This is a genomic window from Maridesulfovibrio sp. (assembly GCF_963676065.1).
Taxonomy (GTDB): domain Bacteria; phylum Desulfobacterota; class Desulfovibrionia; order Desulfovibrionales; family Desulfovibrionaceae; genus Maridesulfovibrio.
In genome coordinates, this window is sequence record NZ_OY780933.1 from 1,164,125 (window position 1) to 1,183,353 (window position 19,229).

16 protein-coding genes are annotated in these 19,229 nt (G+C 49.1%); 10 read left to right on the plus strand and 6 right to left on the minus strand.

All coding sequences use genetic code 11. From position 1 onward, the window contains the following. Positions 1-66 precede the first annotated feature (66 nt). Together ACKU35_RS05225 and ACKU35_RS05230 are read left to right on the plus strand one after the other, a co-directional pair. Positions 67-951, plus strand: coding sequence for a 4-hydroxybenzoate octaprenyltransferase (locus tag ACKU35_RS05225; RefSeq protein WP_319763811.1), 885 nt, complete (start codon positions 67-69; stop codon positions 949-951). Positions 952-1,272: 321 nt separating this feature from the next. Next, positions 1,273-2,856, plus strand: coding sequence for a methyl-accepting chemotaxis protein (locus ACKU35_RS05230; RefSeq protein ID WP_319763813.1), 1,584 nt, complete (start codon positions 1,273-1,275; stop codon positions 2,854-2,856). Between the two features lie 206 nt (positions 2,857-3,062). On the opposite strand, the gene ACKU35_RS05235 is transcribed toward ACKU35_RS05230, so the two are convergent. The 3 genes from ACKU35_RS05235 to ACKU35_RS05245 form a co-directional block, all read right to left on the minus strand. Beyond that, entirely contained in the window at positions 3,063-4,382 is a 1,320-nt protein-coding gene (locus ACKU35_RS05235) for a histone deacetylase (protein ID WP_319763815.1), read from the minus strand. Between the two features lie 12 nt (positions 4,383-4,394). Continuing rightward, positions 4,395-6,059 carry a hydantoinase/oxoprolinase family protein gene (locus ACKU35_RS05240; RefSeq protein ID WP_319763816.1) on the minus strand — a complete coding sequence of 555 codons (1,665 nt, stop codon included), beginning with the start codon at positions 6,057-6,059 and terminating at the stop codon, positions 4,395-4,397. 214 nt (positions 6,060-6,273) lie between these two features. Next, positions 6,274-7,806: a sigma-54-dependent Fis family transcriptional regulator gene (locus ACKU35_RS05245; protein WP_319763818.1), complete on the minus strand. Its 1,533-nt coding sequence runs from the start codon at positions 7,804-7,806 to the stop codon at positions 6,274-6,276. A 316-nt stretch (positions 7,807-8,122) separates the two neighbouring features. Between ACKU35_RS05245 and ACKU35_RS05250 the strand changes: the two genes are divergently transcribed. Beyond that, entirely contained in the window at positions 8,123-8,356 is a 234-nt protein-coding gene (locus ACKU35_RS05250; RefSeq protein ID WP_319763820.1) for a hypothetical protein, read from the plus strand. 78 nt (positions 8,357-8,434) lie between these two features. On the opposite strand, the gene ACKU35_RS05255 is transcribed toward ACKU35_RS05250, so the two are convergent. After that, entirely contained in the window at positions 8,435-9,331 is an 897-nt protein-coding gene (locus ACKU35_RS05255) for a metal ABC transporter solute-binding protein, Zn/Mn family (RefSeq protein ID WP_319763822.1), read from the minus strand. 434 nt (positions 9,332-9,765) lie between these two features. Between ACKU35_RS05255 and ACKU35_RS05260 the strand changes: the two genes are divergently transcribed. The 7 genes from ACKU35_RS05260 to ACKU35_RS05290 all read left to right on the plus strand — a co-directional run bounded on the left by ACKU35_RS05260 (position 9,766) and on the right by ACKU35_RS05290 (position 18,287). After that, a complete protein-coding gene (locus tag ACKU35_RS05260) occupies positions 9,766-10,968 on the plus strand; it encodes an ammonium transporter (protein WP_319763824.1) in 1,203 nt (400 codons plus the stop codon). Positions 10,969-11,084: 116 nt separating this feature from the next. Next, entirely contained in the window at positions 11,085-11,423 is a 339-nt protein-coding gene (locus ACKU35_RS05265; RefSeq protein ID WP_319763826.1) for a P-II family nitrogen regulator, read from the plus strand. Next, complete coding sequence (locus ACKU35_RS05270) at positions 11,424-13,961, plus strand: HD domain-containing protein (RefSeq protein ID WP_319763828.1); 2,538 nt, start codon at positions 11,424-11,426, stop codon at positions 13,959-13,961. A 56-nt stretch (positions 13,962-14,017) separates the two neighbouring features. Next, complete coding sequence (locus ACKU35_RS05275) at positions 14,018-15,688, plus strand: methyl-accepting chemotaxis protein (RefSeq protein WP_319763830.1); 1,671 nt, start codon at positions 14,018-14,020, stop codon at positions 15,686-15,688. A 131-nt stretch (positions 15,689-15,819) separates the two neighbouring features. Next, on the plus strand, positions 15,820-17,091 hold the full coding sequence (purD, locus tag ACKU35_RS05280; RefSeq protein WP_319763832.1) for a phosphoribosylamine--glycine ligase: 1,272 nt from the start codon (positions 15,820-15,822) through the stop codon (positions 17,089-17,091). Beyond that, positions 17,088-17,579, plus strand: coding sequence for a 5-(carboxyamino)imidazole ribonucleotide mutase (purE, locus tag ACKU35_RS05285; protein ID WP_319763834.1), 492 nt, complete (start codon positions 17,088-17,090; stop codon positions 17,577-17,579). The genes purD and purE overlap by 4 nt, the downstream gene beginning before the upstream one ends. Positions 17,580-17,660: 81 nt before the next feature. After that, positions 17,661-18,287: a LysE family translocator gene (locus ACKU35_RS05290; RefSeq protein WP_319763836.1), complete on the plus strand. Its 627-nt coding sequence runs from the start codon at positions 17,661-17,663 to the stop codon at positions 18,285-18,287. 20 nt (positions 18,288-18,307) lie between these two features. Here ACKU35_RS05290 and ACKU35_RS05295 read toward each other — a convergent pair whose 3' ends face one another. Together ACKU35_RS05295 and ACKU35_RS05300 are read right to left on the minus strand one after the other, a co-directional pair. Further along, positions 18,308-18,673: a response regulator gene (locus ACKU35_RS05295; RefSeq protein ID WP_319763838.1), complete on the minus strand. Its 366-nt coding sequence runs from the start codon at positions 18,671-18,673 to the stop codon at positions 18,308-18,310. Positions 18,674-18,772: 99 nt separating this feature from the next. After that, positions 18,773-19,138 (minus strand): Hpt domain-containing protein, encoded by a 366-nt coding sequence (locus ACKU35_RS05300; protein ID WP_319763840.1) that lies wholly within the window; start codon positions 19,136-19,138, stop codon positions 18,773-18,775. Positions 19,139-19,229 lie beyond the last annotated feature (91 nt).

Sequence of the window (19,229 nt, forward strand, 5' to 3'; positions counted from 1 at the left end):
TTAGTTAAGCCGGTAGCTTTAGTGCCGCCCGGAAAAGAATGTGTAAAAATATTAAGGAGTGGGGCTTTGAAGGATATTCTTTGTAAATACTCGAGAAAGTTGTGGGAAAATACTGTTCTGGTCTGCCGTATGGTCAAGATTGAGCATTCTATCTTTGCACTGCCGTTCGCCTACATGGGATTTTTTCTTGCCTCCGGTGATTCGACCGCAATTAAGCCTTTCGTCCTGCTGACGATCGCTATGGTGGCTATTCGATCTTTTGCAATGGCTGTGAACAGGCTGTTTGATATTAATATTGATAGTGAAAATCCACGCACCCGGACCCGTCCTCTGGTTACCGGAGAGTTGACCCCGTTTTTTACCTTCTGTTTTATTGTGGCCTGCGCCGTCATTTTTGTTTTTGCGTGTAAGGGCATGAATGAACTCTGCTACAAACTTTCTTTTTTCGCACTTGGCTGGTCAGCTTTTTATTCTTTGACCAAGCGGTTCAGCATGCTCTGTCATTTCGTACTCGGCTCTGTTCTGGGCCTTGCCCCTGTTGCCGGCTGGCTGAGCGTTGATCCCCATTTTTCAGTGCCCGCTATTTTATTTTTCTTCGGGGTTATGTTCTGGGTTGCCGGTTTCGATATCCTTTACGCAACACAGGACCGTAAATTCGACCGTAACCGCGGGCTGAATTCCATCCCCGCCAATCTAGGTATCCATAAGGCGCTGACTATCTCCACCTTCAGCCATGTGAATACTGTGATCTTTTTTGCTTTGGCCGGAATGGCTGCCGGATTGGGATGGATCTATTTTTCGGTCCTTACTGTTGCCGGTGTAATTCTCATTTGCGAACATCTGGTCATTTCCGCCGAAGATATGAGTCGCGTAAATATGGCTTTTTTTACTTTGAACGGCGTTATTTCAGTTCTATTGTTTTTAGGAACACTCGCCGACATAATGATTTAAAGCCCTTTAAAAACAGTTCTTTGTTACAATTGTGTTACAGGTTCAGTGCATTGCATTGAACCTGTTTTTGCTTTAGATGCGGTTCTTTAAACGGGTAGACAAGGAAGTTTAAAGAAGTTAGAAGCGAATTAGCGAGGTTTTAAGAAGGTCTGGCTTTGAAGGCTTGATGTCTGGCCCAGCTGTTTAATGATTCTCCCGGCAGGATTTTTCCGGGTGATTGATTGCTGACTGCTTTGCCGAACGGTCGGTTTACAAATCTGAATGATGCTGGAATATTCTTGGGTATCGGGAAGATATCCTACAAGCTTTGGGAGAGCTGACATGGATAATGGAAATGTAAAATTCCTGCGAGTTCTTGCAGGAATTTATTTAGCAGTGTTCTTAGCCGCAGTGATTTTGTGCGGCGTTTTTTTTACTTTTTACAGCACCGAACCATGGGCCTTGACCGGACTTGCTTCCGGTTTGATAGTCCTTCTGGCTTTGTTGGGAATTGGTATCTTTGCTGTGCTCAAAATACAGGTTGTCCGGCCTGTCGAATGTCTTACAAATTTTGCGAATCTTGTTCTTAAGGGTGACTATTCCGATGCTGACAAGTGTACCAGCCCCGGTCTGGATGTCCTGCGTTCTGCGCTCAGCGAATTGAGTGATGTCTACAAGGAGCGTCTTGGATTCAGTTCCAGTATTCTTGAAGGGTTGCCCCTTGGCTGCTGCATTGTAGATAAAGGAGAGCATGTAACCTTTCTGAATAGAGAATGCCTTGAAATGATCGGTTCTAAAGAGGACCCTGAATCATATTACGGGCGTATGCTTTCTCAGATTTTTTATCATGATGACCGTAAGTCTGTAATCGGACACTGTATGGATGATGACACTCGGGTGATGAATCTGGATGCAGTGTTTAAGCATGTTGACGGCAGCGATATCAACGTACTGGCCAATGTTTTCCCCCTGCACGATGTGGTGGGCAATGTAATTGGCGGCTGCTGCCTTTACGTCGACACTACTGAGCTGAAGAAACACGAAGCGCATATCCTCAATCAGAATGAGATGATTTCGAAAGCTGCTGAGCGCGCAAATTCAGTTGTTCTGGAGCTCTCCAGAGCGGCTGAACAGCTGCATGAGCTGGTCGGTGATGCCCGTAAAGGGGCCATGGTACAGAGCGAGGAGGCCGGTCAGGCCGCCACTGCCATGGAAGAGATGAATGCCACAGTGCTTGAGGTAGCCCGCCACGCGCAGGAAGCTGCCGTTGACGCGGACAAAGCAAAATCTGAAGCTGAAAAAGGTGAGGATACTGTTGCCGGAGTTGTCAGTGCCATTGACGAGGTTTCCGGTCAGGCGACTGCTTTGAAAGCTTCCATGGAAGATCTGGATGTGAAGGCTGAAGCTATCGGTAATGTGCTCAGTGTGATCGAAGATATCGCTGATCAGACCAATCTGCTGGCTTTGAACGCGGCAATTGAAGCTGCCCGTGCCGGTGAAGCCGGACGCGGATTCGCCGTTGTTGCCGATGAAGTTCGTAAGCTCGCGGAAAAGACCGTGCAGGCAACCACCGAGGTCCACAAAGCTGTCTCTGATATTCAGCAGGGAGCTAAAACCAACGTGCGGGCCACAGAGGAAGCGGTTGCATCCGTTACCCGCAGTACCGGCCTTGCCGGGGAATCGGGAGAAGCCCTTGCTCGGATTGTTGCCATGTCTGAAGACACTTCCGACCGGATCAGGGCTATTGCCACTGCCGCAGAACAGCAGGCTGCTGCCAGTGAGCAGATCAATCGCTCCACCGAAGAAGTAAACCGTATCTCCAACGAGACTGAGCAGGCTATGGTCGAGTCGTCCGAGGCTATCGAAAAACTGGCCCGTCTTGCTGAAGATCTTTCCGGTATTATTGAAGGTATGCAGAAGTCTTAATAAAAATTAGTAAAAACAAAATTTAAGCGGGCAATCCAAGTTGGGTTGCCCGCTTTTTTAATTCAAATTCAGATTCGTAAAAATCCGGCAGCATGCAGATAAGTATTCGGAGAGTTCCAAATCTATTTTTGCAAAAAGGGATTCAACTCCCTGAATGTCCGCCGGAGGCGTTCTCCTCATAACCTGAGGAGTTTACGTTTTTTGGGTCAGAATCCGTAACGCAGGTAATCCTTTTCCCTGCGGTTGATTAGCTGGATATAGCGATAACGGCTTTTAACCTGTGCTTCTTCCAGCAATGAATAGCCCTGATTACGGCAACTGTCACAAGCTGTTGCGGGAATCTCGAGGCCGAACCCCATGGGGCCGCCTTCGCGCTGGCTTTCCACCTTGAGCAGTCCTCGGCATTTATCGCATAGCAGCAGTGATTCGGTCTGAGATTCTGTGATGCCCTCAGTGTCGTAGAAAATATTCCGGTGGCGCACGGACCAGTCTCCACTTATTACGCCTTCGCTGCTCTTTGCGGGAGGGTGGAAGTAAATATCCTTTACCCCTTCGCAAATAGTGGCGATGTAATCCATTATTTCATCGGATTCTTTAAGGGTTTTAGGATTAAATCCCGGCTCACGCACATGGGAATAATCTACTCCGGCCATTGCCAGGCTGATGCCCAGATTTACGTAAGGCAGCGCGCCTTGAATGGCATAACCACCTTCAAGTACGGCTATATCCGGTTTCAGCAGGGAGTTGAGCGCCGCGTATCCCTGTGCGGAAAAATTCATGTTTGTGATTGGATCGGTGAAATGGTTGTCCTGCCCTGCCGAGTTGATGATCAGGTCCGGCTTGAAGTCGTCAAGAATGGGCATCACCAGATTCTTCATGACATGCATGAATCCTGCGTCGGAGGTCCCCGGCGGTAGCGGAATGTTTATGGTGCGGCCTAGGGCTTGCGGTCCTCCGCATTCCTTGGGAAATCCCGTTCCGGGATACAGGGTACGTCCATCCTGATGCAGGGAGATAAACAGGGTGTCCGGGTCATGCCAGTAGACATCCTGTGTTCCGTCCCCATGATGGCAGTCGGTATCCACGATGGCTATGCGCTTGGGACCGTAAGTTTCGCGGATGTATTCGCACATGATGGCTTCAATATTGATGGCGCAGAATCCGCGAGAACCCTGTACTGTCTTCATGGCGTGGTGGCCCGGTGGACGCACAAGGGCGAAGGCCCGGTCCCGTTCTCCTTCCATGATCAGTTTTGCGGCCTTTATGGCTCCTCCAGCCGCAATGCAGTGCGAGCGGGTGGCAACTGCCTCGGCTTCGGGAAAGCAGAAATGAACCCGTTCAATATCTTCCATGGAAGCCACTTCGGGCTTATATTCGCGTATTCCCTCTATGTCGAAAAGACCTTCCTCACGTAACTGGTCCTGCGTATAAAGCAGTCTTTCCTCCCGCTCTGGATGGGTGGGAGATATAGCCCAGTCGAAGGCAGGGAAAAATATGATTCCCAGACTGTTTTCAGCCTTGAGCATTGTTAACTCCGTTTATGAATATGTCCGGTCCACGCCGGGTTTGATCTGACATTTGACCCTGATGTTGCGCCCGACGGTACTGTTCCCGTTGACCATATTAAATGATGAGGAACTTGTAATCTGCGCGTTGGAACCGTCCGAGGCCACCTGCATTTCGCCCAGATGGGCCAGCAGGTGATTCATGGCGTCCTTCTGCGCATCTTCCAGCTTGTAGGTGCGGGGGATGTTTTCGCGATGTCCCAAGGAGGGGATGAACATAAGCCCGCGTTCGGTGTCGGCGAAGAGCTCTAGCTCAGTGGTGGTACGGGTCAGCGCCGCGCCGATGGCGTTCGCTACATCATAGTTTTTCGGCACTTCGGTTGAAAGACGGAACTTACGGAATATGTCCATCTTCATGGCCTTGGCCGGACCGCCCATGATATAAATTTTGCGGGGTACGATCTTAATATTCTCCAGTAGTTCGTGGATGGTGTAGACCGGTTGCTGGTTGATTTCTTCCACCAACGCCCGGGTGGAGTCGTGAATTTTGTCTACAGCGTATCCGATGGCCTGATCAGCGAGTTCTTCCGTATCAATACCGTTTTTGGCGGCAAACGCGGCTAGTCCCGATTTGGAACGCTCGGTGTTGCCGCAGTCGCAGGAATCTTTCCAGATCAGCGCATCGGTAAGGGTCGGGATTTCACCGCCAAATGCAATAGAAGGCCCAAGGCGGTTGGGGCCGACCCTGATCCTGCCGTCTAGAATAGATATGGCCGAGTCACCGCCGATGCCGATTGAATGAACCTTAAGAGCCCTTACAAGGGTGGGATGGGAACCGATATTGATTCCCTCCTGCTCGATGAGCGGGCTGCCTCCGGCAAAAATGGCAATATCGGTAGTAGTTCCGCCTATGTCGTAAATGATGGAATCGTGCGTGATGTTACACAGGGCGATAATACCCATGACGCTCGCAGCCGGGCCGGAAAAAATAGATTGTACCGGGATTCTTCGTGAAAGGTCTAACGGCATGGTCCCGCCGTCGGCTTTAAGAATATTTACCTTGATCTGGCCCAGACCCATCTCATCAAGGGTGTCGGCTATGGCATCGGCGAATTTGTTGAAAACCCGCCACACTGCGCAATTATAGAAGGCCGTTGAAATGCGGCGCGGAAAGTTCAGCCGTCCGGTAAGTTGGTGGCCTAGTGTAATGAAATCCGCATTGTCGCCCACAGCCAGCTCCATCTCTTTTTCATGGGCCGGATTGCGGGGGGAAAATTTAGTAACCGCAGCGTAAACTTTTATCCCCGCATTGCGGCAGGAAGCGATTGCTTCTTCCAGCGCAAGGTTGTCCAGTCGTTTCGTTTCCGAACCTCGGTGGTCCAGTGAACCGGGGATGACGTGAAAGTCCTTGCAGGTCATAAATGAATGGGGATCGAGTCCCGGACCTGCGGAGACGATTACGCCCACATCTTCATAATTGCCCTCCACAATGGAGTTTGTGGAAAGCGTTGTACTCAGGTTGAGCTGCTTTATGCGGGCAGGGTCCGTGTGGCGGAGCAATTCCTCAAGGCTGTTTCTGATGGAGGATAGCAGGTTGTCATGTTGGGTTGCGACTTTGATCTGTGCCTCCAGACCGTCAGGTCCTATGGCAACAGCGTCTGTATGAGTTCCGCCGACATCAATTCCTAGAAGGAGCATCTGATAAATCCTTAAACTGTTCTCCCGGCATTGCAGGAGGCTGGTAAGCAATATTGATTGGATCAATCCGGCTATACTTTACAAAAAGGTATATTTCCGGATTTTCAGCTGTCCTTTTTTCTAGCACCGGGCCAATGTTGCCGTCCAGAGGTTTTACCATCAGCGGTTTGATGTTTTGGGTGAGCGGTTTAAGGCTAATCGTCTGCGGGTGTTTCTATCCGTTTTTTTTGATCCCCAGCTTTTTCATGCGTGAATCAAAGGTAGAGCGGTTTATTTGCGCGGCCCGGGCGGCGCGGCTGATGTTCCATCGATATTTTTCGAGTAGCTTCATTACATATGTATACTCCATCTCTTTCCATGTCAGAGCGCTGAAGTCCTCTTGGACAGGGATGTTTTGCTGCGTGGGGGAAGGAGAGCTCTGCTTAGGTTCGTGCGTTTGATTCGCGCCCGGATGGGTTATGTGCAGCGGAAGATCGCTTTCCGTGATGGTGTCGCCGGGAATCATGGCCTGAAATTGTTTGACCATGTTTTCCAGTTCACGGATATTGCCCGGCCAGTTGTAGTTGCTCATGATTTCCATAGCCTTTGTGGACATCTTTTTGGGCAGCATATGGCTGTGAGCCGCTTCGCGGTTCAGGAAATGTTTGGTGAGCAGGTTGATGTCTTCCCTTCGTTCGCGCAGGGCAGGCAGCTTAAGGGGCAGTACGTTAAGCCTATAGTACAGGTCCTCCCTGAAACGTCCGGACCGGACATCCTCTTCAAGATTGCGGTTGGTGGCCGAAATGATACGGATATCAATTCTTTTTGTTTTAGTCCCGCCTAGTGGTTTTATTTCATTTTCCTGCAGTACGCGCAGCAGTTTAGCCTGCAGGTTGATGTCCATGTCACCGATTTCGTCAAGGAATACGGTGCCTCCATCGGCAGCTTCAAAAAGGCCGGCTTTATTCGTAGTGGCCCCGGTGAATGCGCCTTTTTCGTAACCGAAGAGTTCGCTTTCCAGCAGATTTTCCGGGATGGCACTGCAGTTCTGGGTCAAAAAAGGTTTTTGGGCCCGAGAGCTCTGGGTATGTATTCCCTCGGCAAAGAGTTCCTTTCCGGTCCCGGATTCTCCATAGAGCAGCACAGGGTAGCTTGTTGCTCCGTAATTTTCCACCAGCTTCAGGGCTTTTTTTACTGATTGGCTCCGGCCTACGATTGTTTTGTTATTTCTGATGTTGCTCAGGGTCTGGCTGAGCTGGGCGAATTCCATGCGCTGCTTTTGGAATTCAAGGGAATTGCGCAGGGATATTGATCCGATGTCAACTAAATCCTGCATCATTGTCAGGTATCCGGGATCAAGATTAAGCTTTTTCCCTGCTGTACTGGTATCAATTACCTGCACGGCTCCGTATACTTCATGTCCCTTAAGGTGCAGGGGAAAGCAGAGAATCAGTTTGCTTTTTATTTTGAAGTCGCGTTCGATGGTGCTGAAATGCCTCTCATCACCGGCCTTGGCAATAGTCATTTTACCGTTTTGGATGACCCACCCTACAATGCTCTGATCCTCCGGAGATAATTTAACTCCCCGGACATCTTCGCTCTTTGATCCGAGAGCTGCTACACATTCATATTTGCCGTTCCGGTTGAGCCACAGGGAACCGCGCTCGACGTTTTGCATCTTAAGCAGCAGATCCAGAATCTGGGTCTGAATTTTTTCCGGGTCCAATTCCTGGGAGAGCGCCTTGTAGTCATTTATCGAGATAGTCATTTTTTTCGTAAATAAGTTTGGTTTGTTGTTTTTTAATGATTTTTATGATATATCGATAAAATATTGCTTGGTCAACAGCATATTTCTAAATGAGGACTATGTTAAAATGCTGTTCTTGAGTGGTTAGGCCTTTAGTTATAACTGTTGCGTGGTTGGTGAATAGAAATGGCATGAAAGGTGCTTTAGGGAATGCAGCTTGTTAGTCAAGTATGGACTGGAGAGCCCACTCCACCTCCCCGACCCCTCCGGGCTCTCCGGTCCATAAACTTTTCAAGAGCAAAATCGGCTCAGTTTTCAAATATGCGGAGATGGTGTGATGATTAGTGTAGAAAATTTAGTATCCATGCATCGTGAAGATATGGCTCTTTTACGTAGTGAGGCAAGACAGGCCAAGCGGGACAGGCTTGGCTGTGAGCGTGAAATGGATCAGGCGTATAAAAAATTACGCAATAAACTATCTGCTGAAATGCCGACCGCAAACTCTTGTGTTGTCCGGCTTCGTGCTCCGATCGCATTTATGGTCACTCTCATGGCTGTATTCAGTTTTTGAATAGTTTAGTGTCCGACCTTATGGTTGGGTAATCGCCAGTAAAAAGTCCGTCCTTCATTTTGAAGGGCGGACTTTTTTTTAGTGCTTTTCAGCGAATGCGTTTGCGGTTCGCAGCAGGTTGGCGGCCCAGTCTTCAGCCAGGGGGTCGGCCGTCTGCACCTGTGCTCCTATAGAGCTTGCTATGGCCCGGGCGCTTTTCCGCGAGAATTGCGGTTGAATAAAAATAGCCTTCACTGAATTCTTTTTAGCCAGCTTGATCAGTTGTGCCAGTTCTTTGGGGCTTGGTTCCTTGCCTTCAAGTTCAATGGGAATCTGGGTCAGTCCGTATGAACTGGCGAAGTATCCCCATGAGGGGTGGTAGACCATGAAGCTGAACTTTTTACCTTTGCGGGCGAATATTTCAAGGAGTTCAGAATCGAGATTGTTAATTTCAGCTGCAAAGCTGAGGTAGTTGCGCACGTAAGCAGGTGCGTTTGCCGGGTCATGTTCGATCAGGGTGTCGCGTATCTGCTGGCTGATGATCCTTACTAATTGCGGTGCCAGCCAAATATGCGGGTCCATTATTTTATCACTGTGATGATGGCCTTCGTGTGTATGTTCTTCATGGCCGGATTCTTCATGAACATGCGCCTGCATGGGCTGATGCACCACGCAGCTGCCTAAATTCACGATTTCGAGATTGCTGTTTGCGGACTTGAACCGTGGAAGCCATGCTTTTTCGAACGGCACACCGATGGAAAAGTAGATTTCGGACCTACTGAGTTCCGCCATCTGTCTCGGTTGGGGTTCGTAAGTTGCGGGGCTGCTTCCGGCTTTGACCATAATGTTTGCCTTTACGTTTTCCCCTCCTATCCTTTCCACGAAATATTTCATAGGCGCTATTGAAACTGTGGTCTGCAATTGTCCGGCTACGGCTGCTGTGCAGCTGATAAGAACGACTGCTATCAATGTGAGGCTGATTCTAAGTGTTTTCATATTGTCCTCTTAAGGTTGAGTTTCGTTATCATTTGGAGTGAGCGTGATCAATATATTAAAGGATGTCAATCATACTTATCATTAAATTTTATTCAATCACCCCTTTCGTTCCTTTGCTGAGAATTAATTTCCCTTTTATCCTTTTTGGGGCTTATCTTTGCCTTTATTTTTTGCGTGAAGGGGGCGTCCTTCTGTTCTGATTGCATTATATTGGTAAAAAATTCGGCCTCAATTTCCAAATATGTTTTTTTTGTGTATTTTTGTTGCTTTTGCAAGTATTAGTTCTCCAGTTTTGGCACAATAGGTGCTTAAAAAACAACTAAGATGCACTTTTGAAGGTAGTTTTTTCTAAAATTGTAAAAAAAGCTCTCGTGGGGACAATTTTAGAAACATTTATGTAAAAGTAACCTTGAATCAACGGGGGTTGATTAGAAATGAATTCGGCGGATACTTCATTTATTCTTATTTGCTCAGCTCTGGTCATGTTCATGACTCCGGGCTTGGCCCTTTTTTATGGTGGTATGGTACGTAGTAAAAACGTTTTAGCCACCATCATGCAGAGCTTCATCATGCTTGGATTGGTCTCCATAGTATGGGCTGTTATCGGTTATTCCCTTTCTTTCGGCTCCGATATAGGCGGCATAATCGGCGGCCTAGATTTTTTTGCGCTTAATGGCGTGGGTATGGACACGGTCAACAGTCCTGCCAGCAATCTGCCTCATCTTCTCTTCATGGTTTTTCAGTGTATGTTTGCGGTTATCACCCCCGCACTTATCACCGGAGCTTTTGCCGAGCGTATGAGATTCGGCGCATTGCTTATTTTTACTACTCTCTGGGTCATCTTTGTCTATTCTCCCATGTGCCACTGGGTATGGGGAGGAGGCTGGATGGGAGAAGACGGCGCTCTTGACTTTGCGGGCGGCGCAGTTGTTCACATGAGTTCAGCCGCGGCGGCTCTGGCCGGATGTCTGGTTATGGGCAAACGTAAAGGATACGGCAAAGAACCGTTTATCCCCCACAACCTGCCTATGACCCTGCTCGGTGCCGGAATGCTTTGGTTCGGCTGGTTCGGGTTTAACGCCGGTTCCGCGCTGGCAGCTGACGGTCTGGCTGCCAATGCTTTTGTCACTACTCATCTTGCCGCAGCAGCGGCTGTCCTTGGCTGGTTGCTTGTAGAAGGTATGCATGGCGGGAAACCCACTACTCTCGGTGCCGCTTCTGGAGCTGTCGCCGGTCTGGTCGCTATTACTCCGGCAGCCGGTTTTGTAACTCCCATGGCTTCTATTCTAATCGGCTTCGGCGGCGGTATTGTCTGCTACGGCGGAGTACTCATGAAATCCAAATTCGGCTATGATGACTCCCTTGATGTTGTGGGTATTCACGGTCTTGGCGGAACTTACGGTGCTATCGCCACCGGTCTTTTTGCCAGCATCGGCGCGGAAGGCTTGTTTTACGGCAACGCTTCCCAGCTGTGGATTCAGATTGAATCCTGCATTGCCACATGGGGATATTGCTTTGTAGTAAGCTGGATTCTCTTTAAAGTTGTCGATAAGGTTTATGGTCTGCGCCCCTCTGAAGAAGATGAAGTCGCCGGTCTGGACGTTTCCGAACACAGTGAAGCCGGGTACCAGATTTAGACGCCGGGACGCGGTTTGTGTTTTGGGATGTGATAATTTGCCTCCGGCGGTCAAGGTTCCCCAGCCGTTTGACTTCCACATCAAGAGGTTTGGTATTTTAATACAGGATATGCAAAATGAAGAAAATTGAAGTAATAGTGAGGCCCTTTAAGGTCGATGATGTAAAGGATGCCATTGCCGCACTCGGACTCAAGGGTATGACCGTTACCGACGTGAAAGGTTTCGGACGTCAGGGCGGTCATAAAGAAGTTTATCGCGGTGCCGAATATCAGGTTGATTTCATTGCTAAAACCAAGGTCGAGATCGTAGTTGATGCTGAGCGGGTTCCCGAGGTGATCGAAGCGGTCAGTGAAGCTGCAAAGACCGGTAAGGTCGGTGACGGCAAGATCTTCGTCATCCCGGTTGAAGAAGTTGTGCGCATCCGTACAGGTGAGACCGGTCCGGAAGCCATCTAAATGAACGCAGAAACTATTCCCGGATTATCAGCGGAACTATCCGTAGACCGCCTGTTGGCGGGACGTGAAATACTCCTCGCGGCATGCTCAAAAAGCATGCCGCGAGATTATCCACAGCAATTGTGCGGTCTTGTGGATGATTATTTCCGGGCGAGGATAGAGGAAGCTGTTTCCGAGGGAATTCTTTTTTCCCATGATGATCTTTCCATTGTGGCTGTGGGCGGTTACGGGCGTGGACAGCTGGCTCCTTTTTCGGACATTGACGTCTTGATCCTTACGGATCTAACGGCTCAGGAAGATCTCGAGGATTTGGCATCCTTTCTTTTTCATCCCCTTTGGGATCTAAAATTTGATGTGGGCCACGGTGTACGAACCGTAGAGCAGAACCTTGATCTGGCAAAGTCTGATTTCAAGGTACTTGCTTCGCTCCTTGATTTGCGTTTTATCGCCGGCCGCGAAGAGCCGTTCCGTAGACTGGTTAATGAATTCCGGTCCGGGGTGCTGCCTGTTGTCGGCGAGAGTTTCTGCAGTATCCTTTGGGAGAACCGTTCAAAGACCGGAAAGGGCATGGATTCCGTGGTCCTTGAACCGGATCTTAAAAATGGATGGGGCACCCTGCGGGATGTGCAGTTCATCCGTTGGTGCGCAGACATTAAAGGGGATTACTCCCCGTTGAATCAGACCGACCTTGTTGATCTCTGCAAGGATGAAGCCCTGCTTATGCAGGCCCGCAGCGCAGTACACCTCTTGCGAAAACGCAAACAGGATAAGTTGATTCTCGATATTTTACCTGAAGCAGCCTCTCTTTGCGGAGTCAAAGGCTATGATCCGGCAAAGCGCGGTAATCAGCTGCTTACCTCCATACACAAGGCTATGATCAGGGTTCGCTCCATGGGAGATGCCCTTTACCGTGAATCCTTTGATGCAGACTCGCGTTCATTTATAGATCATCAGGGAATCGCCGGGCTTAAGGCCGGACTTGAAGTTTTCGGCATAAAGTCTCGAACCGGAGCTCCGTTGACCCGCGAGGCCCGTCGTGCCGTATCAACCATAAGTTCGTCCGAGGGGATTAATCTGACCCGGGCTTTGAAGATGGTTATTGATATATTCAAGGGAGAGTCCGGTTGGCGGGCTTCCGTTGAAATGCTCGACAGCGGGGTTTTTAAATCTTTCCTGCCTGAATTTTCCAAGGTTGCCGAGCTGGTGCCTTATGACGGTTACCATCAGTATCCTCCGGGACGTCATTCCCTGCTGACCGTGCATAAGTGCTGCGATATTTTTCGCGATGAATTCTCCGCAGGTGGTAAATGCATCTCCGCCGCTGATTTCGATGCCTTGATCCTCGGGGCGTTTTTGCATGACATTGGCAAAGGGAAACGCAATCATAGTGAACGCGGCGCTGAAATAACCGCAGACATCCTTGCTCGGACTGACTTTCCGGATCTGTTTAAGGAAGATGTTATTTTTCTGGTGCGGGAGCACCTGCTTCTGGTCCGTTCTTCACGGTCCATCGACCTCAGCTCTGCCGAGGCTTTGCAGAAGATTGCCGAGCGGATAGGCTCGCTTCGTAAACTGCGAATGCTTTTTATACTTTCCATGGCTGATTCCATGGCTACCGGGCCGCGGGTCTGGAATTCCTGGAGTGAATCCCTGCTGCGAGAGATTTATTCCGGGCTGGAGCTGGAACTCTCCGATGATCCGTTTATTGATGTAGCACCTGCGGCGCAATTGTCGGAAAGTATTCGCCGCGTTCGGGAGTGCGCGCAGGGTGAAATGGATTCCAGTGTTGCGGAGTCGTTGATTGACTGTATGCCCGAGCGATACCTTGCGGTGGAAGATCCAGATGAAATTGTCCTGCACATGCAGCAGGTGCTGGATTTTAACAGGCTTTATGAAAAAGATCTTGTACGTAAACCTTCCGGCAAGGGCGGGCAGGGACTCAGTCTGGTTCGGGCCTTTGAAACCGAGGACGAAAAACGGGTCAAGGTAGTCATTACCGCAAAAGATCAGGATTATCTTTTTGTGGCTCAGAGCGGGGTGTTGACCCTGCATTCGGTGAATATCCTTTCTGCTGAAATCTTTTCATGGTCCGACGGCACAGCGGTGAATATTTTCATTGTGGAAACCCCTTCATATAGTGCTCCCGCCGACATCTGGGCCAGAGTAGAGAGGTCCATCATGTATGCTTTAACCGGTAGGCTCGCGCTTGATTACCGGCTGCATAAAAAACGCAATTCCGTTTTGACCTGTCCTCTTCCCGGCCGTGTTCCCACCCGTATAAATATCGATAACGAGTCCAGCGAAGAGTGTACCCTTATCGAGGTCATTACGCAGGATCGTGCCGGAATACTTTACGATATGGCCTTATTCTTTTCACGTATGAATATTAATTTGCGCATGGCCCGTATTTCAACCACCGGCCAGTCTGTGTTTGATGTCTTTCATGTTGAAGGTCCGGGAGGGGGCCGTATTGAAGATGAAATACACCTGAAAGAGCTTAGTGACGCTCTGGAGTATACCCTCACCGGCAACGGTTAAGGTTTAAGCTGCTGTTTTTGGAGTTATTTTCAAGACTAAAATTTAAAGGAGTTGTTATGTCTGGCAGGATTATCGTTCATGTTGTTTTAAATGTTCTGGTTCTGCTGGGGCTTTGCGTTGCTTTTGTTTTTGTGCCGGAAACTTTTATCGGAAAGAGTCTGCTCCCTCTGCTGGCTCTTTTCGGCGCAGCAGTGATTGTGGTCGGTGTGTCCGGATTCCTGCTTGCGGTCAAGGTCAAGGACAGCTGGAATAAGGTCAATCGCTGGATGGGCGGCCTTGTTTCCGGTTCGGGAATTGATTTAGATATTTCTTCAGATATGTTGCCTTCCGCAGTTGTCCTGCAGGATCATATTCACGATCTGGCCGTTAAACTTGATGAAGCTGATAAGCAGTGCAAAGTTGAAATTTCACGTCAGCTTGATGCTTATAAAATGGCAGAAAAAGCACGCGCGCAAGGCGAACAGGCCCGCAGTAAGGGGCTTCTTTCCGCAGCCGGCACCCTTGAAAGTGCAGTGGAGGGAATCCGTACCAGCTCCAACATGCTGGGGGAGTCTTCTGCCCGGGCCAGCGAAGGAGCGGAGAAGCAGCTTCAATACATATCTTCAGTAGTCACCTCCATGGAACAGATTGATGTCTCCATCAAACATTCAGTCGATCAGGCCGAATCCGCTGCGGTGGACGCAGAATCTGCTGCAGACCGGGCCCGCTCAGGTGAAACAGTACTGGATGAGACCATTGATTCCATCAAAACGGTCATGAATAATACCAATGAATTGAACGGACGTGTGGAGGCTCTCGGTAAACAGGCTGAATCCATCGGCAGTATCATGTCCGTAATTTCCGATATCGCCGACCAGACCAACCTGTTGGCGCTGAATGCGGCTATTGAGGCCGCCCGCGCTGGTGATGCCGGGCGCGGATTTGCCGTTGTCGCTGATGAAGTACGGAACCTTGCGGAAAAAACCATGGATGCCACTCGTGATGTCGGTACCGAAATCGGCAGAATTCAGGAACATGTGGAAATGACCGTTGCCGGGGTCAACCACATTAACGATCTGGCCGGTAATGCCTCAGGGCTGGCCAGCAGTTCCGGAGAAGCACTAGGTGAGATTGTGAATCTGGCCGAGAAGAGCTCTCACAGGGTGCGGCTTGTTGCCGAGGAAATCGCACAGCAGGCCGAGGCCAGTAATAATGTGCGCGATGCTGTTACCGAAGTCCATTCCATTTCAAATGAAACCGGAGAAGCCATGACCGGGGCTGGTGAAGCTGTTTCCGTTCTTGGTGGACGCGTTGCGGACCTTGATGATATGATCGGTGTGTTCAAACTGATCGGTAACGGTAAGGTGCAGGAGGTGATTGATTCGCTTGCCAAATCTTCCGATGTGCGCTCCATGAATAGGGGATTGCAGGAAAGGGCGATGCACGCTGCTTTGAGGAACAACAGCTTTCTTGAACTGCTTTATATCACCGACCATAAAGGAATCCAGACAGTAAGTAACATCAGCGGTCAGTGGCAGAGCTTTTCTGAAGACTCTTCCGCTTGCGGAAAAAACTGGTCCGACCGGGAGTGGTTCAGCGCAGTTATTGAAGATCAAACACTGTATGTGTCTGATGTTTATGAGTCTTCCGCTACAGGTGAAAATTGTATCACTGTATCCGGGCCGTTTTTTGATTCCAAAGGCAAGGCCCTTGGCGTTATCGCCGCTGATGTGAAGGTGAATGGATAAATATTTTAGAAGGGCTCATTTTCTTGCCAAATCAGCAATATTTATCTAAGTGATCCTTGCTGCCAAACTAACTGTCAGGGTGTTTTATCGCCCTCAGGTCATATCAGTTCAATCCGAAGAGGAATTATTTCATGAAAATACTTGTCGTAGGTTCAGGCGGAAGAGAACACGCTCTGGCTTGGAAAATTAACCAGAGTCCCAAGGTTTCTGAAATTTTTATCGCACCGGGTAACGGCGGGACCCGGCTTGAAGGGACCAACGTTCCCATCAAAGATGACGACCTGCCCGGACTGGTCAATTTTGCCAAGGAAAATAAAATTGATCTCGTAATTGCCGGACCGGAGCTGCCTCTTGTGCTGGGAATCAAAGAAGCTCTAGCCAAAGAAAATATCCCCTGTTTCGGTCCCGGAGCCTATGCCGCCAATCTTGAAGGCAGCAAAGCTTTTTCCAAGATAACCATGCGTGATGCCGGCGTACCTACCGCTCCTTTTCAGGTCTTTGATGAATTTGAACAGGCCAAGAGATTTGTAGAGGAAAAGGGAGCTCCCATCGTGGTTAAGGCTGACGGTCTTGCCGCGGGTAAGGGGGTTGTTGTGGCTTCAACCGTTGAAGAGGCAGTCGAAGCCCTTGACGATATGATGGTCAAAAGCGTCTTCGGTACTGCCGGGGAACGTGTGGTGGTAGAAGAAGCCCTAAAGGGTGAAGAAGCCTCCTTCCTCGCTTTCTGCGCCGGAGAAGATTATGCCCTGCTGCCTTCAGCACAGGATCACAAGGCTGTCGGTGAAGGAGATACCGGACCCAATACCGGCGGTATGGGTGCCTATAGCCCGGCCCCGATCCTTCCCCGTGAGAAGTACGCTGAAACCGCAGAACTGGTGATCAAACCGATCCTCAAACTGCTTGCCGAGCGCGGCGAGCCTTTCACCGGAATTCTGTATGCCGGACTCATGTATACTGAAAACGGTCCTTCCGTTCTTGAATATAATGTCCGTTTCGGCGATCCCGAATGTCAGCCGCTCTTGATGCGTCTGGATTGTGATCTGCTTGAAATTATGCTGGCATGTGTTGAGAATCGTCTTCCTGAAGTGGAAGTGAAACTTAAGGATGAGACTTCTCTTTGCGTTGTCATGGCAGCCGGAGGTTATCCCGGCGCTTACGGAAAGGGAGAGGAAATTACCGGTTTTGAGGACGCTGAGAAGATTGAAGGTGTTAAAGTATTTCAGGCCGGGACAAAATATGAAGATGGTAAAACATTAACCAGCGGCGGACGTGTGCTGGGTGTTACCGCTCTGGGGGCGGATCTCGGAGCAGCTCAGAAGAAGGCTTACGAAGCAGTGGCTCACCTCTCTTTTAATAAAGCCTATTTTCGTCGCGACATAGGTGACAAGGGTCTTAAAAAATGAGTGCAAAAGTAGCTATTTTTATGGGGTCCATTTCGGATAAGGACACAATGCAGCCTTGTTCCGATCTGTTGACCAAGCTTGGTATCCCCCATGTTTTCACAGTGTCCTCTGCCCATCGTACTCCGGAAAGGACTGCGAATCTGGTTATGGAGCTGGAAGAAAACGGCTGTGAAATCTTTATATGTGCCGCAGGGCTTGCCGCGCATCTTGCTGGCGCTGTGGCCGCTAAGACCATCCGCCCTGTGCTGGGTGTGCCCATCTGCGGTTCCGCTCTTGGCGGTATGGACGCATTGCTGGCAACCGTGCAGATGCCTCCGGGATTTCCTGTTGGAACTGTCGCTCTTGATAAAGTCGGCGCTAAGAACTCCGCATGGATGGCCGCTCAGATTCTGGCTCTTCATGACGAAGATCTGGCCGAAAAGATCAGGGAAGCACGTCAGGGATTTATTGAATCCGTAGAAAAAGCTGCTGCTGAGCTTGAAGGCTAGCTGTCTGATTATGAATTGATATCAAATGGCCGTACCTGATATTTGTCGGGTACGGCCTTATTCTTTTAAGGGAGTGGGCATATGTCCTTTGAATTCTGGTCTGTTTACGTCATAACAGTTTTTCTGGCTTCCATAATTCCGGGACCGAGTATGATTCTGGCTTTGAGCCATGGAATTAAATATGGAGCCAAGCGCACACTTTATACTGCCTTGGGAAATTCTGCCGCCTCATTTTTGCAGGCCGTAGTTTCCATCGCCGGACTCGGAGCTTTACTTGTCGCGTCTAATACAGCTTTCATGCTGGTTAAGTTCGCCGGGGCTGCTTATCTGGTTTGGCTTGGTCTCATGGTTCTTTTCTCCGGTGAGATGAGCTTAGAAGATGATAATGCAGATGCAGGCAGGAACGTCTCAAACAAGAAACTTTTTCTTCAAGGGTTCTGGGTGGCGGCTGGTAACCCCAAGGCAATCATTTTTTTCAGCGCCTTGTTCCCTCAGTTTATCAGCAGCGGACAGGCTTCCGTACAGCATTTTGCTATGCTTTTGATTTTGCTTACCGCCATCGCTTTCGGGTGCATGATGATTTATGCCTGCGGGGGTGAAAAAGTGAAGGGAATTATTAAGGAAACTGCGGTTTGCAAATGTATTAATAAAGTTTTGGGAGCAACTTTCGTGGGGTTGGGAGTGACTCTGGCCTGTTCGAGGCGATAGTTTTCAGAGCGAGAATAGTACTAAGCAAGCATTACGCGCACAGTGTTCAGAAAATCATCCTGAGTGAACGGTTTGACTAGCGCTTCGTTAGCCCCGAGGGCTTTAGCCTGCTTCAAATATTCCAGCCCGGTGAATTCGCCGCCGCCGGAGATTACCAGAATTTTACAGTCCTTTTGTTTCTGCTTTATTTCAAGGATGGTTTGTATCCCGTCCATGTTGGGCATGAAAATATCGATGATGACCAGATCGACGGAAGTGCCATTGAACAATGACAAGCCTTCCTCGCCGTCGGATGCGGTCAGTGCTGAAACCTCTTCTTTTCTGAGGTAGTGCTTGAGGAGCTCAAGCATTCTGGGGTCGTCATCGACAATAAGGATTGTTTTCATTTTTCTGTAATATTTGAATAAAAAGTTTATTATGCCTACTCTATTGAAGTTTAAAACGGAAGAGGTGTATATGTTACAATGCTAATAACTCGGGTGCCGCTATGACATTATATCTTTAATGGCATCAGGTAGAAGTTTTATAGCTATGCCGATTTCCCTTTCCAGTTCCGGGAGAAGCTCACGGCTGGTTGCGTAGTCTCCCAGCGCAGCCGCTTTTTCTATAGATTGGCTCAATGCCTGAGCTTTAATCGCTCCTACTGCACCACATTCTCCTTTTAAGGTGTGTGAATCTTTAGAGGCTTCTTTAAGTTTCTTCAGGTCGATATTTTTATTGATTTCGGCAAGATGTTTTACCGCTTCCTCTTCGAAAATGGAGATGGCTTCTGCCAGTAATTCACTATCGCCTGAAAATCTGTCCAGAGCACTTTGCAGGTCAAAATGCCCGTTTTTCTCAATTAAATTCATATCCTTCTCCAAGTGGCAGAACTGGCAGAAAGCAGTCCTGTGCGGCTTTTTCTGCAGAATTATTATTTATTTTATCTTAAGCGCGCACAGG

Excerpts from the sequence above, each read along its gene's own strand:
- ACKU35_RS05230 (WP_319763813.1), top strand. The coding sequence starts at position 1,273 with ATGGATAATGGAAATGTAAAATTCCTGCGAGTTCTTGCAGGAATTTAT.
- ACKU35_RS05235 (WP_319763815.1), bottom strand. The coding sequence starts at position 4,382 with ATGCTCAAGGCTGAAAACAGTCTGGGAATCATATTTTTCCCTGCCTTC.
- ACKU35_RS05240 (WP_319763816.1), bottom strand. The coding sequence starts at position 6,059 with ATGCTCCTTCTAGGAATTGATGTCGGCGGAACTCATACAGACGCTGTT.
- ACKU35_RS05245 (WP_319763818.1), bottom strand. The coding sequence starts at position 7,806 with ATGACTATCTCGATAAATGACTACAAGGCGCTCTCCCAGGAATTGGAC.
- ACKU35_RS05250 (WP_319763820.1), top strand. The coding sequence starts at position 8,123 with ATGATTAGTGTAGAAAATTTAGTATCCATGCATCGTGAAGATATGGCT.
- ACKU35_RS05255 (WP_319763822.1), bottom strand. The coding sequence starts at position 9,331 with ATGAAAACACTTAGAATCAGCCTCACATTGATAGCAGTCGTTCTTATC.
- ACKU35_RS05260 (WP_319763824.1), top strand. The coding sequence starts at position 9,766 with ATGAATTCGGCGGATACTTCATTTATTCTTATTTGCTCAGCTCTGGTC.
- ACKU35_RS05265 (WP_319763826.1), top strand. The coding sequence starts at position 11,085 with ATGAAGAAAATTGAAGTAATAGTGAGGCCCTTTAAGGTCGATGATGTA.
- ACKU35_RS05270 (WP_319763828.1), top strand. The coding sequence starts at position 11,424 with ATGAACGCAGAAACTATTCCCGGATTATCAGCGGAACTATCCGTAGAC.
- ACKU35_RS05275 (WP_319763830.1), top strand. The coding sequence starts at position 14,018 with ATGTCTGGCAGGATTATCGTTCATGTTGTTTTAAATGTTCTGGTTCTG.
- purD (WP_319763832.1), top strand. The coding sequence starts at position 15,820 with ATGAAAATACTTGTCGTAGGTTCAGGCGGAAGAGAACACGCTCTGGCT.
- purE (WP_319763834.1), top strand. The coding sequence starts at position 17,088 with ATGAGTGCAAAAGTAGCTATTTTTATGGGGTCCATTTCGGATAAGGAC.
- ACKU35_RS05290 (WP_319763836.1), top strand. The coding sequence starts at position 17,661 with ATGTCCTTTGAATTCTGGTCTGTTTACGTCATAACAGTTTTTCTGGCT.
- ACKU35_RS05295 (WP_319763838.1), bottom strand. The coding sequence starts at position 18,673 with ATGAAAACAATCCTTATTGTCGATGACGACCCCAGAATGCTTGAGCTC.
- ACKU35_RS05300 (WP_319763840.1), bottom strand. The coding sequence starts at position 19,138 with ATGAATTTAATTGAGAAAAACGGGCATTTTGACCTGCAAAGTGCTCTG.